Origin of the sequence: Citrobacter sp. (assembly GCF_050252275.1) — a bacterium.
Classification (GTDB): Bacteria; Pseudomonadota; Gammaproteobacteria; order Enterobacterales; family Enterobacteriaceae; genus Citrobacter_A; species Citrobacter_A amalonaticus.
On record NZ_JBFWLF010000090.1, the window covers coordinates 1 to 14,624 of the forward strand.

Genomic DNA, 14,624 nt, shown 5'->3' on the forward strand with positions numbered 1-14,624 from the left:
TTGAAGGCGTGCATCAAAAGGCGCTGGATAGCCTTCGGGCGGCAGGTTATACCAACATCGAATTTCACAAAGGGGCACTGGATGCTGAAGAGCTGAAAGAGTCCATCCGTGATGCCCACTTCATTGGCCTGCGATCCCGTACCCATCTGACAGAAGAGGTGATTAACGCGGCGGAAAAACTGGTCGCTATCGGTTGCTTCTGTATCGGCACCAACCAGGTAGACCTGAAGGCGGCAGCAAAGCGCGGTATTCCGGTGTTTAACGCGCCGTTCTCTAACACTCGTTCCGTGGCGGAGTTGGTGATTGGTGAGTTGCTACTGCTGCTGCGCGGCGTACCGGAAGCAAATGCCAAAGCGCACCGCGGCGTGTGGAATAAACTGGCTGCCGGTTCGTTTGAAGCGCGTGGTAAAAGACTCGGCATTATTGGCTACGGCCACATCGGGACTCAGTTGGGTATTCTGGCGGAATCCCTGGGGATGCACGTTTACTTCTACGACATTGAAAACAAGCTGCCGCTGGGTAATGCCACTCAGGTTCAGCATCTGTCTGAACTGCTCAACATGAGCGACGTGGTCAGCCTGCACGTGCCGGAAAACGCCTCAACGAAGAACATGATGGGCGCGAAAGAGATCGCGCTGATGAAGCCTGGCTCGCTGCTGATCAACGCCGCACGTGGCACCGTGGTAGATATTCCCGCGTTGTGCGATGCGCTGGCGACCAAACACCTGGCAGGGGCGGCAATCGACGTGTTCCCAACCGAGCCGGCAACCAACAGCGATCCGTTCACTTCACCGCTCTGCGACTTTGACAACGTGATCCTGACGCCGCATATCGGAGGCTCCACTCAGGAAGCGCAAGAAAACATCGGTCTGGAAGTGGCAGGTAAACTGGCGAAGTATTCCGATAACGGCTCTACGCTTTCTGCGGTTAACTTCCCGGAAGTGTCGCTGCCGCTCCACGGCGGGCGTCGTCTGATGCACATCCATGAAAACCGTCCTGGCGTGCTGACTTCCCTGAACCAGATTTTTGCCGAGCAGGGCGTCAACATTGCCGCGCAGTATCTGCAAACGTCGGCGCAAATGGGCTATGTCGTTATCGATATTGAAGCGGATGAAGCAGTCGCCGAGAAAGCGCTGTTGGCGATGAAGGCCATTCCGGGCACTATTCGCGCGCGCCTGTTGTACTGATTCTTACCGATGCGGGCAGGCGCTGAGTCTGCCCGTCATTTCTTCCTTTCTCCCTTCGTTTTCCCGACATCGTCATCCCTTGTTGTAACGCATACATCCTGTTTTCGAGCCTTGCCGCAATTGATGATTAAAGGCTTCGCTACGCGTTGTACATCAACAAAAGGAATTTACGATAGAGGCGCAGCACAGCGCTGAAACGAGAAAGCCCCTACCGAAGCAGGGGCTCTAAAAAGGAAAGGGACGATGATGAGTTATGTCATCATGCTGCTTATCCTGTTAATCATCGCCTGGCCAGCATATTAACAGCGAAAACGCAGGAGGGAGGTTCGCCTCCCTCACCCTTACCGAGGAAATTTAGGTCAAAAAAACGGCGGTGTCAATCAGCAAAGAAGCGCTTACCACTCCCACACTTTTGACGGCGTTACGACGGCCGGTAAGGGGACATCCCACTCTTCTGCCGGCAATTTCTCCACACGCTGACAGTCGTGGGCATACCCTACGGGCGTCAGACCATGCTGTTGCCAGTTTTGCAAGGTGCGATCGTAGAATCCGCCACCCATCCCTAAACGCTGACCGTACTCATCAAACGCCACCAGTGGCGTGACCAGCACGTCCAGTTGCGAAAGCGGCAGAACATCACGAACGTCGAGTTTAGGTTCCTGAATCTTCAGCCGATTAGTGATCAGTTCACTGTGCGGGTGATAGTGCAGAAACAGCAAATTACCGGGGCTGAATGGGTGCAGGACCGGGAGATAGACGCGTTTTCCCGCGTGCCAGAGTTGTTCGATTAGGGGCTGAGTATCGAGTTCGCCATCAAATGACAAAAACACGGCGACCGTGTGCGCCATCACTACGGGAGGGTATGCAAGCATGCGTGTTGCGGCCTGCTGACCGAAGGTGATTTGCTGCGAAAGTGTGAGCGCACGACGACGTTGCCTAATCATCTGGCGAATGGTTTGTCGTGATAAAGGGAGTTCAGAAAGTAATGTCATGGCTGTCGCCAGGTAGAAGGAGAATCTCCGAGATGCCGCCGCAGGCTGTAACCCTTGAACCCTTGGTTCAAGGTGAATGCGTCGTCACAGTTTTAAGGCTTCTCGGACGGACCGAGCATGCTCACCAACCATGGATCGCCACATTCTTGTGGTATGAAATATCGGCTCAGGGGACTGGCCCGCTTGCAAACATCTCAGAGAAATTTTTGTCTTCACGGTCACTCTACCATAGTAAACCGAAAAGTGTTATTCAAAGTTTTGGTTCGTTTTTTCGGTTATGCGACCCTGATCAAGCAGTGCCTGTTCAATGGTCTGTTGGAGCATCCGAATACGTTGTTCCATGCTCGCCGCGTAGTCGCGGGTCTTCGCTTTTTCCTGAGCCAGTTCGTAGCTAATATTCAGTGCAGCAATGAATACCAGTTGCTCAGTATTTGTGACTCTAGTGCGAACTTTCAGATCTTGCAACCGCTGATTCAGATCGTCCGCAGCCTGATTCAACGCATCCCTTTGTTCAGGCGGGCAATTCACTCGCAGTGAACGGCCAAATATTTGGATATCGACGGGTTGTGCAGACATGCCACCTTCCTGCTGATTGACTGTGCTGCCTTCGTCTCCAGACCCTGGGTCCGCGAAGGGGCGACACTATAGCTACCCTGGTGTGAAGATACAAGCCCTATTCTGGTTCACCAGGGTCCAAAGTGGTAGCATACCATGAATATCCTCCCTTTGATGACGAATGCTTATGTCTATACAGAACGAAATGCCTGGTTACAGTGAAATGAACCAGTATTTGAACCAACAAGGGGCCGGACTGACCCCTGCGGAAATGCACGGTTTGATCAGCGGGATGATTTGCGGTGGTAATAACGACAGCTCCTGGCAGCCGCTGCTTCACGACCTGACGAACGAAGGGCTGGCCTTCGGTCATGAACTGGCTCAGGCGCTGCGTAAAATGCACTCCGCGACCAGCGACGCGCTTGAAGATGATGGTTTCCTTTTTCAGCTTTATCTGCCTGAAGGCGATGACGTGAGCGTTTTCGATCGTGCAGACGCACTGGCGGGATGGGTTAATCACTTCCTGCTTGGCCTCGGCGTCACGCAGCCGAAGCTTGATAAAGTGACCGGAGAAACGGGCGAAGCTATCGACGATTTGCGCAACATCGCGCAGCTCGGCTATGACGAAGAGGAAGATCAGGAAGAGCTGGAGATGTCGCTCGAAGAGATCATCGAGTATGTGCGTGTCGCGGCGCTGCTGTGCCACGATACCTTCACTCGTCAGCCGCCGACCGCACCGGAAGTGCGTAAACCGACCCTACACTAAAAAGTAAAACGATAATGGAGGCCACCACGTCATGACACCGCAGGAATACCAACGTCGTCGCCAGGCACTGCTTGCGCAAATGCAGCCAGGCAGCGCCGCGCTGATTTTTGCCGCGCCGGAAGTAACGCGCAGCGCGGACAGTGAATACCCGTATCGCCAGAGCAGCGATTTCTGGTATTTCACCGGTTTTAACGAACCGGAAGCCGTTCTGGTACTGATTAAAAGCGACGATACCCATAACCACAGCGTGTTGTTCAACCGCATTCGCGATCTGACTGCAGAAATCTGGTTTGGTCGACGTCTGGGACAAGATGCCGCGCCGGAAAAACTGGCGGTGGATCGCGCGCTGGCCTTCAGCGAAATTAATCAACAGCTTTTTCAACTTCTTAATGGTCTGGACGTGGTGTATCACGCGCAGGGCGAATATGCGTATGCGGATGAGATTGTCTTCACCGCGCTGGAAAAACTGCGCAAAGGCTCGCGCCAGAACCTGAAAGCGCCGTCGACCCTGATCGACTGGCGGCCGATGGTGCATGAAATGCGCCTGTTTAAGTCGCCCGAAGAGATTGCGGTGATGCGTCGTGCTGGAGAAATTACGGCACTCGCGCATACCCGGGCGATGGAGAAATGCCGTCCGGGGATGTTTGAGTATCACCTGGAAGGCGAAATTCACCACGAATTTACTCGCCACGGCGCACGCTATCCGTCCTACAACACCATTGTGGGCAGCGGTGAAAATGGCTGTATTCTGCATTACACCGAAAATGAAAGTGAACTGCGTGACGGTGATTTGGTGCTGATTGATGCAGGTTGTGAATACCAGGGCTATGCCGGGGATATCACCCGAACGTTCCCGGTGAATGGCAAATTTACCCCGGCGCAACGTGAAATCTACGACATCGTCCTGGAATCACTGGAAACCAGCCTGCGTCTGTACCGTCCGGGCACCTCGATTCAGGAAGTCACCGGCGAAGTCGTGCGCATTATGATTACCGGGCTGGTGAAGCTGGGTATTTTGCAGGGCGAAGTGGATCAACTGATCGCCGATAACGCGCATCGTCCGTTCTTCATGCACGGTCTGAGCCACTGGCTGGGGCTGGATGTCCATGATGTCGGCGAATATGAGCAGGATCGTTCCCGCATCCTGGCGCCGGGAATGGTGATTACCGTTGAACCAGGGCTGTATATTGCGCCTGATGCCGATGTCCCGGAAGCGTATCGGGGGATCGGGATCCGTATTGAAGATGACATTCTGATCACCGAAAACGGCAACGAAAATCTGACCGCTGGCGTCGTCAAAAAGGCGGATGAGATTGAAGCGTTAATGGCGGCGGCGAAAAAGGCATGAGCGTGATCATTGTTGGCGGTGGCATGGTGGGCGCGACGCTGGCGCTGGCGATTTCCCGGTTGAGTCAGGGGACGCTGCCGGTTCATCTGATTGAAGCGACCGCCCCCGAAGCGGACAGTCATCCCGGGTTTGATGCCCGGGCGATTGCGCTCGCGGCGGGGACCTGCCAACAACTGGCACGCATTGGCGTCTGGCAGGCAATTGCCGACTGCGCCACCGCGATCAATACCGTCCACGTCAGCGATCGGGGTCATGCCGGTTTTGTGACGCTCGACGCTGAGGACTATCGCATTCCGGCGCTGGGTCAGGTGGTTGAGCTGCATGACGTGGGGTTACGCCTGTTTGCTCTGCTGCGAAAAGCGCCTGGCGTCACGTTGCACTGCCCGGATCGGGTTGCCAGCGTGTCGCGTACCGAAGACCAGGTGAATGTCACGCTGGAGACGGGCGAAACGATCGTCGGACGCGTTCTGGTGGCAGCGGATGGTACCCGTTCAGCGCTGGCCACCGCCTGCGGCGTTGACTGGCAACAGGAACCCTATGAGCAGTTGGCGGTGATCGCTAACGTCTCAACCGCCGTTGCACATAATGGCCGCGCGTTTGAACGGTTTACGGCGCATGGACCATTGGCGATGCTGCCGATGTCTGAAGGGCGCAGTTCGCTGGTGTGGTGCCATCCGCTGGAACACCGTGAGGAGATTCTGAGCTGGTCAGATGAACGTTTCTGTCGCGAACTCCAGACGGCATTTGGCTGGCGGTTGGGGAAAATCACGCACGCAGGCAAACGGAGCGCGTATCCGCTGTCGCTCACCGCGGCGGCGAAGGCGTTCACGCACCGTACCGTGCTGGTGGGTAACGCCGCGCAGACGCTGCATCCGATTGCAGGGCAAGGGTTCAACCTCGGACTGCGCGATGTTATGAGTCTCGCCGAAACGCTGACTGAAGCGCAGGCAACGGGCAGGGACGTCGGTGATTACGCCGTGCTCTCGCACTATCAACAGCGTCGTCAGGGGGATCGCCAGACTACGGTCGGCGTGACGGACAGTCTGGTCCATCTGTTTGCCAACCGCTGGGCGCCGCTGGTTATTGGGCGCAACATGGGACTGATGACCATGGAATTATGCCCTCCCGCCCGCAATGCGTTTGCGCAGCGGACGTTAGGCTGGGTGGCGCGGTAAACATCTCCAGACCGGATAAGCGAAGCGCCATCCGGTATTTATACGAACATGACGCCCGATGGCGGTTTCCGATTTCCAGGAGTAAACAGTGCAAAGTGTTGATGTAGCAATCGTGGGTGGAGGCATGGTTGGCCTGGCTGTCGCGTGCGGGTTACAGGGCAGCGGTTTACGTGTCGCTGTGCTCGAACAGCGCGAACCGCAGCCGTTGGCGATGGATGCCGATCCTGCGCTTCGCGTGTCGGCAATCAATGCCGCCAGTGAAAAACTGCTTACCCGTCTGGGCGTCTGGTCAGACATTGTGGCTCGTCGCGCCAGTTGTTATCACGGGATGGAAGTGTGGGATAAGGACAGCTTTGGCCGCATTGAATTTGATGACCAAAGCATGGGCTACAGCCATCTGGGCCATATCGTAGAGAACGCGGTGATCCATTACGCGCTGTGGCAAAAAGCGCAGCAATCCTCCGATATCACGCTGATGGCGCCTGCCGAATTGCAGCAGGTGGCGTGGGGGGAAAACGAAGCCTTCCTGACGCTGAAAGATGGCGCAATGCTCACCGCGCGTCTGGTGATTGGTGCCGACGGGGCGAATTCGTGGCTACGCAATAAGGCAGACATTCCGCTGACCTTCTGGGATTACCGCCATCATGCGCTGGTCGCGACTATTCGCACCGAAGAAGCGCACGGTGCTGTTGCCCGTCAGGCGTTTCACGGTGAAGGCATTCTGGCGTTTTTGCCGCTCAGCGATCCGCATTTGTGCTCCATCGTCTGGTCGCTTGTGCCGGAAGCGGCTGAACGGATGCAGCAGCTTAGCGATGAGCAATTTAATCAGGCGCTGAACATCGCCTTTGATAATCGTCTGGGGCTGTGTCAGGTGGAAAGCGACCGCCAGGTGTTTCCGCTGACAGGACGCTATGCGCGCCAGTTTGCCGCGCATCGTCTGGCGCTGGTGGGCGACGCTGCGCATACTATCCATCCGCTGGCCGGACAGGGCGTCAACCTCGGTTTTATGGATGCAGCAGAACTGGTGGATGAACTCAAACGTCTGCATCGTCAGGGTAAAGACATCGGTCAGTACCTTTATTTGCGTCGCTATGAGCGTAGCCGTAAGCACAGCGCCGCGATGATGCTCGCGGGCATGCAGGGATTCCGCGAGCTGTTTGCGGGGACGAATCCGGCGAAAAAACTGCTGCGTGATATAGGGCTGAAACTGGCTGATACGCTCCCTGGCGTTAAACCGCAACTTCTCCGTCAGGCAATGGGATTAAACGATCTGCCTGAGTGGCTTCGCTAAGCATTCCCTCTTTTTAAAGAATTTGAAACCCGTCACATTTCCTTCTCCCGGCGTCTTCGCCGGGAGGCTTTCCTCATTTGAAATAAACTAATTTCACTCTTCTTTTCGCATTATATTTTCTAATGTCATGATTTTCTCGCAACGCCAGTTTTGACATTTTTTTAGCGTTTAATATTGATATGTGCGGCCGTTATGGATGATCGCTTATCATTTATCTGTATTAATGGCCTTTTCAATGGTTTTTTATGCTAATGGTGTTTTGGCGGTTTTTGGTCATAAGCTAATGTGATGGTTAATTTTGTTTTATGGTTTAGCGTGGATTTCGGTGGTAAGTTCAGGGGCAAAGAGAACGTTTGCGTCGGAGTCCAGGAGTGACGTCGATGCCGGGTTTCGTGGCGACAATTTTCGCTGCGAAAGGGTGGTCAGCCCCGCTTATTCAATGAGGACAAGATGGCTCAACAGACGCCTTTGTACGAACAACACACGCTATGCGGCGCGCGCATGGTCGATTTCCACGGCTGGATGATGCCGCTGCATTATGGTTCTCAGCTCGATGAACACCATGCGGTTCGCACCGATGCCGGAATGTTTGATGTGTCGCACATGACCATCGTCGATCTACGCGGCAGTCGCACTCGGGAGTTCTTGCGTTATCTGCTGGCGAACGATGTGGCAAAGCTCACGAAAACCGGCAAGGCGCTTTATTCCGGTATGCTTAACGCCTCGGGCGGCGTGATAGATGACCTGATTGTCTATTACTTTACCGAAGACTTCTTCCGCCTCGTTGTTAACTCCGCCACTCGCGAAAAAGACCTCTCCTGGATTACCCAACACGCTGAACCTTATGCCATCGACATTACCGTGCGTGATGACCTGTCGCTGATCGCGGTGCAGGGGCCTAACGCGCAGACGAAGGCGGCATCTCTGTTTACTGACGAGCAGCGCAAAGCCGTTGAAGGCATGAAACCTTTCTTCGGCGTGCAGGCCGGCGACCTGTTTATCGCCACGACCGGTTATACCGGTGAAGCGGGCTATGAGATTGCGATGCCGAATGAAAAGGCGGCGGATTTCTGGCGTGCGCTGGTGGAAGCGGGGGTGAAACCGTGTGGTCTGGGCGCGCGCGATACGCTGCGTCTGGAAGCGGGGATGAACCTGTATGGTCAGGAGATGGATGAGGGGATCACTCCACTGGCGGCTAATATGGGCTGGACTATCGCCTGGGAGCCGACTGACCGCGATTTTATCGGGCGTGAAGCGCTGGAACTCCAGCGTGAAAAAGGCCACGAGCAGCTGGTTGGTCTGGTGATGACCGAGAAAGGCGTTCTGCGTAATGAACTGCCGGTACGTTTCACCGATGCCCAGGGTAATCAACTGGAAGGCGTTATCACGAGCGGTACCTTCTCTCCGACGCTGGGCTACAGTATTGCGTTGGCGCGCGTACCAGCGGGCATTGGCGAAACGGCCATTGTGCAGATTCGCAACCGCGAAATGCCGGTAAAAGTCACTAAACCTGTTTTTGTGCGTAACGGCAAAGCCGTCGCGTGATTCATCCTTTTCTGGAGATTGATTGATGAGCAACGTACCAGCAGAACTGAAATACAGTAAAGAACACGAATGGCTGCGCAAAGAAGCTGACGGCTCTTACACCGTTGGCATTACCGAACACGCTCAGGAACTGTTGGGCGACATGGTTTTTGTTGACCTGCCGGAAGTCGGCACGACCGTGAGCGCGGGTGATGACTGCGCGGTTGCCGAATCGGTCAAAGCCGCTTCTGATATCTATGCGCCGATCGGCGGTGAGATCGTGGCCGTTAACGATGCGCTGAGCGACTCCCCGGAACTGGTGAACAGCGAGCCGTACGCCGATGGCTGGATCTTCAAAATCAAAGCCAGTGATGAGAGCGAACTGGACTCGCTGCTTGATGCCACTGCGTACGAAGCATTGTTAGAAGACGAGTAAATCTGCCTTTGCCGGATGGCGCTGCGCTTATCCGGCCTGGAAGGCATGCGTAGGCCCGGTAAGCGTTAGCGCCACCGGGCTCGCAGACAGAGACAATCACGATTCACTGCACGTTTCAGGAACCATCGCCCATGACACAGACGTTAAGCCAGCTTGAAAACAGCGGCGCTTTCATTGAACGCCACATCGGACCGGACGCCACGCAACAGCAAGAGATGCTGAATGCCGTTGGCGCCGGGTCGTTAAACGCGCTGATCGGCCAGATTGTGCCGAAAGACATTCAGCTCGCAACCCCGCCGCAGGTGGGCGAGGCGGCGACCGAATACGCCGCGCTGGCAGAATTAAAGGCCATCGCCGGGCGTAACAAGCGCTTCACGTCATACATCGGCATGGGTTATACCGCCGTGCAACTGCCACCGGTTATCCTGCGTAACATGCTGGAAAACCCGGGCTGGTACACCGCCTATACGCCTTATCAGCCGGAAGTGTCTCAGGGCCGCCTGGAAGCACTGCTGAACTTCCAACAGGTGACACTGGATCTGACCGGTCTGGACATGGCTTCCGCTTCGCTGCTCGATGAAGCCACTGCGGCTGCAGAAGCGATGGCAATGGCGAAGCGCGTCAGCAAACTGAAAAACGCGAACCGTTTCTTTGTGGCTTCAGATGTGCATCCGCAAACGCTGGATGTTGTTCGTACGCGTGCGGAAACTTTTGGTTTTGACGTGATTGTGGATGATGCGGCGAAAGTGCTGGATCACCAGGATGTGTTCGGCGTGCTGTTACAGCAGGTGGGTACCACCGGTGAAGTCCACGACTACAGCACGCTGATTAGCGAACTGAAATCACGCAAAGTGATCGTCAGCGTTGCTGCCGATTTTATGGCGCTGGTGCTGCTGACCGCACCGGGAAAACAGGGCGCGGACATTGTTTTCGGCTCTGCGCAACGCTTTGGCGTACCGATGGGCTATGGCGGTCCGCACGCGGCATTTTTTGCTGCAAAAGATGAATTCAAACGCTCCATGCCGGGCCGTATTATCGGCGTATCGAAAGATGCGGCGGGCAATACCGCGCTGCGTATGGCGATGCAGACGCGCGAGCAACATATTCGCCGCGAGAAAGCGAACTCCAACATTTGTACCTCACAGGTACTGCTGGCAAACATCGCCAGCCTGTATGCCGTTTATCATGGCCCGGTTGGCCTGAAACGCATTGCGAATCGTATCCACCGTCTGACCGATATCCTGGCCGTGGGCCTGCAACAAAAAGGGCTGAAACTGCGTCATGCCCACTATTTTGACACACTGTGCGTGGAAGTGGCGGACAAAGCCGCAGTGCTGGCGCGTGCGCAAGCGGCAGAAATCAACCTGCGCAGTGATATCCATAACGCAGTCGGCATTACGCTTGACGAAACCACCACCCGTGAAAATGTCTTGCAGTTGTTTACGGTTCTGCTGGGTGACAGCCACGGTCTGAACATCGACACCCTGGACAAAGAGGTGGCGCACGACAGTCGTTCAATTCAGGAAAGTATGCTGCGTGATGACGCCATCCTGAGCCACCCGGTATTCAATCGCTATCACAGTGAAACTGAGATGATGCGCTACATGCACTCGCTGGAGCGCAAAGATCTGGCGCTGAATCAGGCGATGATCCCGCTGGGTTCCTGCACGATGAAGCTGAATGCGGCAGCGGAAATGATCCCAATTACCTGGCCGGAATTTGCCGAACTGCATCCGTTCTGCCCGCCAGAACAGGCGGAAGGCTACCATCAGATGATTGGTCAGCTTTCTGACTGGCTGGTCAAACTGACCGGTTACGACGCCGTCTGTATGCAGCCGAACTCTGGTGCGCAAGGGGAATACGCCGGTCTGCTGGCGATCCGCCATTATCACGAAAGCCGCAATGAAGGGCATCGCGATATCTGCCTGATCCCGGCCTCTGCGCACGGGACTAACCCGGCTTCCGCACAGATGGCAGGGATGCAGGTAGTGGTCGTGGCCTGTGATAAGAACGGGAATATCGATCTTGGCGATCTGCGTGAAAAAGCCGCTCAGGCGGGCGAAAACCTCTCTTGCATCATGGTGACCTATCCGTCTACCCACGGCGTTTACGAAGAGACGATCCGCGAAGTGTGCGAGATCGTGCATCAGTTCGGTGGTCAGGTTTATCTCGACGGCGCAAATATGAATGCTCAGGTGGGTATCACCTCGCCGGGATTTATCGGCGCTGATGTTTCGCACCTGAACCTGCACAAAACCTTCTGCATTCCGCACGGCGGCGGTGGCCCAGGCATGGGACCGATTGGCGTGAAATCGCACCTTGCGCCGTTTGTACCAGGCCACAGTGTGGTGCAGATTGAAGGGATGCTGACCCGTCAGGGCGCGGTGTCTGCCGCACCGTTCGGCAGCGCATCAATTCTGCCAATCAGTTGGATGTACATCCGCATGATGGGTGCTGAAGGACTGAAGCAGGCAAGTCAGGTGGCGATTCTGAATGCCAACTACATTGCCAGCCGTCTGAAAGACGCATTCCCGGTGCTCTATACCGGTCGTGATGGGCGCGTGGCGCACGAGTGTATTCTCGACATTCGTCCGCTGAAAGAAGCGACCGGCATCAGTGAACTGGATATTGCCAAACGCCTGATCGACTACGGTTTCCATGCGCCGACCATGTCGTTCCCGGTCGCGGGTACGCTGATGGTTGAGCCAACGGAATCGGAAAGCAAAGTGGAACTGGATCGCTTTATTAACGCGATGCTGGCGATTCGTGCGGAAATCGATCGCGTGCAGAGCGGCGAATGGACGCTGGAAGATAACCCACTGGTTAACGCGCCGCATACCCAAAACGAGCTGGTAGCAGAGTGGAATCACGGTTACAGCCGTGAAGTGGCGGTCTTCCCGGCGGGTGTAGCGAACAAGTACTGGCCAACCGTGAAGCGTCTTGATGACGTTTATGGCGACCGTAACCTGTTCTGCTCCTGCGTGCCGATGAGCGAATACCAGTAATTTTGCCACGGTAGTAAATCATTTGTAGGCCGGGTAAGGCGAAGCCGCCACCCGGCTTTTTCATATCGGGAGAACGCTATGGGAATCGCACTGGTTACCGGCGGCAGTCGTGGCATTGGGCGCGCGACCGCGTTGCAGCTGGCAGATGAGGGTTACACGGTTGCCGTTAATTTTCATCATAATATTCGGGCTGCCACCGAGGTGGTGAATAAGATAGTCGCCGCTGGCGGGAACGCGTTTACCCTGCGCGCAGATATCAGTGACGAAGCGCAGGTCGTGGCGATGTTCGAATCGATCGACCGTGAAAATGAGCCGCTGGTGGCGCTGGTCAATAATGCCGGAATTTTGTTTGAAAAAGCACAATCGAAAACCTCTCTGCCGAGCGGATTAACCGCGTGTTAGCGACCAACGTGACGGGGTATTTCCTCTGCTGTCGCGAAGCGGTCAAGCGGATGTCGCACAAACACGGCGGTCACGGCGGGGCGATTGTGAACGTGTCGTCAGCGGCGTCGCGGCTGGGCGCGCCGGGGGAATATGTTGACTATGCGGCGTCGAAAGGGGCTGTCGATTCTTTGACGACGGGACTGGCGCTGGAGGTGGCGGCGCAGGGTATACGGGTCAACGGTGTACGTCCGGGGTTAATTTACACCGAAATCCACGCCTCCGGTGGCGAGCCTGGACGGGTGGATCGCGTGAAGTCGATGTTACCTATGCAGCGCGGCGGACAGCCGGAAGAGGTGGCGCAGGCCATAGCCTGGCTGCTGAGCGAGAAAGCGTCGTATGTCACGGGCAGTTTTCTGGAACTGGCGGGCGGGAAGTAATGTAATGTTTGCCGGATAACGCTGCGCGATATCCGGCTTATATTCCCTTTCCCGAAAGAGCATGTAGGCCGGATAAGGCGTTTACACCGTCATCCGGCAAAAGCTCACAGCACCTCGCCGTTGCTGGCGATCACGGCTTTGTACCAGTCGAAACTCTTCTTGCGTGAACGGGACATGTCACCCGTGCCGTCGTCGTGCTTGTTCACATAGATAAAGCCATAACGTTTGCTGTACTGGCCGGTGGTGAAAGAGACGCAGTCGATACAGCCCCATGGCGTGTAACCCATCAGATCCACACCGTCATACGTGACCGCCTTCATCATCTCTTCGATATGGGCGCGCAGATAGTCAATGCGGTAGTCGTCGTTAATGCTGCCATCGTCTTCTACTTTATCGTAAGCGCCAAAGCCGTTTTCAACGATGAACAACGGTTTCTGGTAACGTTCATACAGTTCGCACAGCGAGTAGCGTAGACCCACCGGGTCAATCTGCCAGCCCCAGTCGGAGGCTTTGACGTGCGGATTCGGTACGCTGCCTTCGAACCCCGAAATGGCATCGCCACTGCCGCCTTCGGCCTTCACTGCGTTGGTCATGTAGTAACTGAAGCCGAGGTAATCGCAGGTACCTTCACGCAGAATCGCGGCATCGCCGTCTTCCATTTTAATGTTAAAGCCGCGACGCTCCCACTCATTGAGGACATAGGACGGGTAGTAACCGCGCAACTGAACGTCAGTGAAAACATAACGCTCGCGCATGGATTCCTGGGCGAACATGACGTCTTCTGGCTTGCAGGAGAATGGATACAGCGCGACCATCGCCAGCATGCAGCCCACCTTCATCTCCGGATTGATGCGACGCGCCGCCTTCACGGCTAACGCGCTGGCAACAAACTGGTGGTGCAGCACCTGGTACATGGTCTCTTCCGGGTTTTCGTGCTCGGTATAAACAACGCCAGAGCAGCAATAGCCAAACAGCGGCGCACGCCAGTTGCGCTGGTTGTTGATTTCGTTGAAGGTCATCCAGTATTTGACCTTATGCTTATAGCGTTCAAACACCACTTCGGTAAAACGAACAAAGAAATCAACGACCTTGCGGTGAGTCCAGCCGCCGTACTGCTGAACCAGGTGCAACGGCATTTCAAAGTGAGAAAGGGTAATGACCGGTTCGATATTGTACTTGAGCAATTCATCAAACATGTCGTCGTAGAATTTCAGCCCTTCTTCATTTGGCTGTGTTTCGTCACCTTGTGGGAAGATTCGGGTCCAGGCGATGGACGTGCGGAAGCATTTAAAGCCCATTTCGGCAAACAGCTTGATGTCTTCTTTATAGTGGCCATAAAAATCGACCGCTTCGTGGTTCGGGTAATATTTACCCGGCACCACCTGCTGAGTGATTTCACGGGGTACGCCATGCGCGCCGCCGGTCAGAACGTCACAAATGCTCGGTCCTTTACCGCCTTTGTTCCAGCCGCCTTCAACCTGATGTGCAGCAACCGCGCCGCCCCAGAGAAAATCTTTTGGTAAG

12 protein-coding genes, 1 other RNA gene and 1 pseudogene are annotated in these 14,624 nt (G+C 55.4%); 9 read left to right on the forward strand and 5 right to left on the reverse strand.

Annotated elements, in window-relative coordinates; all coding sequences use genetic code 11:
- Nucleotides 1-1,187, forward strand: a 1,187-nt coding sequence (gene serA / locus AB7E14_RS09815) for a phosphoglycerate dehydrogenase (RefSeq protein WP_428169492.1), incomplete at its 5' end; no start/stop codon positions are given.
- A 395-nt stretch (nucleotides 1,188-1,582) separates the two neighbouring features.
- Here serA and AB7E14_RS09820 read toward each other — a convergent pair.
- The 3 genes from AB7E14_RS09820 to zapA form a co-directional block, all read right to left on the reverse strand.
- On the reverse strand, nucleotides 1,583-2,179 hold the full coding sequence (locus AB7E14_RS09820; RefSeq protein WP_044253985.1) for a 5-formyltetrahydrofolate cyclo-ligase: 597 nt from the start codon (nucleotides 2,177-2,179) through the stop codon (nucleotides 1,583-1,585).
- Between the two features lie 20 nt (nucleotides 2,180-2,199).
- A non-coding RNA gene (gene ssrS / locus AB7E14_RS09825) (6S RNA) lies at nucleotides 2,200-2,383 on the reverse strand.
- A 42-nt stretch (nucleotides 2,384-2,425) separates the two neighbouring features.
- A complete protein-coding gene (gene zapA, locus AB7E14_RS09830) occupies nucleotides 2,426-2,755 on the reverse strand; it encodes a cell division protein ZapA (RefSeq protein WP_042999351.1) in 330 nt (109 codons plus the stop codon).
- Nucleotides 2,756-2,921: 166 nt separating this feature from the next.
- On the opposite strand from zapA, the gene AB7E14_RS09835 reads away from it, so the two are divergent.
- The 4 genes from AB7E14_RS09835 to ubiI all read left to right on the forward strand — a co-directional run bounded on the left by AB7E14_RS09835 (nucleotide 2,922) and on the right by ubiI (nucleotide 7,314).
- The gene (locus AB7E14_RS09835) at nucleotides 2,922-3,500 is read left to right on the forward strand and encodes a YecA family protein (RefSeq protein ID WP_125339144.1); all 579 of its coding nucleotides are present in this window, start codon (nucleotides 2,922-2,924) and stop codon (nucleotides 3,498-3,500) included.
- A 31-nt stretch (nucleotides 3,501-3,531) separates the two neighbouring features.
- Nucleotides 3,532-4,848: a Xaa-Pro aminopeptidase gene (gene pepP, locus AB7E14_RS09840; RefSeq protein WP_316962072.1), complete on the forward strand. Its 1,317-nt coding sequence runs from the start codon at nucleotides 3,532-3,534 to the stop codon at nucleotides 4,846-4,848.
- Complete coding sequence (gene ubiH, locus AB7E14_RS09845; protein ID WP_102947998.1) at nucleotides 4,845-6,023, forward strand: 2-octaprenyl-6-methoxyphenyl hydroxylase; 1,179 nt, start codon at nucleotides 4,845-4,847, stop codon at nucleotides 6,021-6,023. The genes pepP and ubiH overlap by 4 nt, the downstream gene beginning before the upstream one ends.
- A gap of 88 nt (nucleotides 6,024-6,111) precedes the next feature.
- Nucleotides 6,112-7,314 carry an FAD-dependent 2-octaprenylphenol hydroxylase gene (ubiI, locus tag AB7E14_RS09850; RefSeq protein ID WP_044327065.1) on the forward strand — a complete coding sequence of 401 codons (1,203 nt, stop codon included), beginning with the start codon at nucleotides 6,112-6,114 and terminating at the stop codon, nucleotides 7,312-7,314.
- Between the two features lie 73 nt (nucleotides 7,315-7,387).
- On the opposite strand, the gene AB7E14_RS09855 is transcribed toward ubiI, so the two are convergent.
- The gene (locus tag AB7E14_RS09855; protein WP_418224869.1) at nucleotides 7,388-7,471 is read right to left on the reverse strand and encodes a hypothetical protein; all 84 of its coding nucleotides are present in this window, start codon (nucleotides 7,469-7,471) and stop codon (nucleotides 7,388-7,390) included.
- 293 nt (nucleotides 7,472-7,764) lie between these two features.
- Between AB7E14_RS09855 and gcvT the strand changes: the two genes are divergently transcribed.
- From gcvT to AB7E14_RS09875, 4 genes and pseudogenes are all read left to right on the forward strand, one after another.
- A complete protein-coding gene (gene gcvT, locus AB7E14_RS09860) occupies nucleotides 7,765-8,859 on the forward strand; it encodes a glycine cleavage system aminomethyltransferase GcvT (RefSeq protein WP_058587104.1) in 1,095 nt (364 codons plus the stop codon).
- 25 nt (nucleotides 8,860-8,884) lie between these two features.
- On the forward strand, nucleotides 8,885-9,274 hold the full coding sequence (gene gcvH / locus AB7E14_RS09865; RefSeq protein ID WP_042999357.1) for a glycine cleavage system protein GcvH: 390 nt from the start codon (nucleotides 8,885-8,887) through the stop codon (nucleotides 9,272-9,274).
- A gap of 131 nt (nucleotides 9,275-9,405) precedes the next feature.
- Nucleotides 9,406-12,279 carry an aminomethyl-transferring glycine dehydrogenase gene (gene gcvP / locus AB7E14_RS09870; RefSeq protein ID WP_316962071.1) on the forward strand — a complete coding sequence of 958 codons (2,874 nt, stop codon included), beginning with the start codon at nucleotides 9,406-9,408 and terminating at the stop codon, nucleotides 12,277-12,279.
- 78 nt (nucleotides 12,280-12,357) lie between these two features.
- Nucleotides 12,358-13,100 (forward strand): annotated as a pseudogene (locus AB7E14_RS09875) (SDR family oxidoreductase).
- A 104-nt stretch (nucleotides 13,101-13,204) separates the two neighbouring features.
- On the opposite strand, the gene AB7E14_RS09880 reads toward AB7E14_RS09875, so the two are convergent.
- Nucleotides 13,205-14,624: 6-phospho-beta-glucosidase (locus AB7E14_RS09880; RefSeq protein WP_428169493.1), on the reverse strand; the 1,420-nt coding region annotated here is incomplete at its 5' end.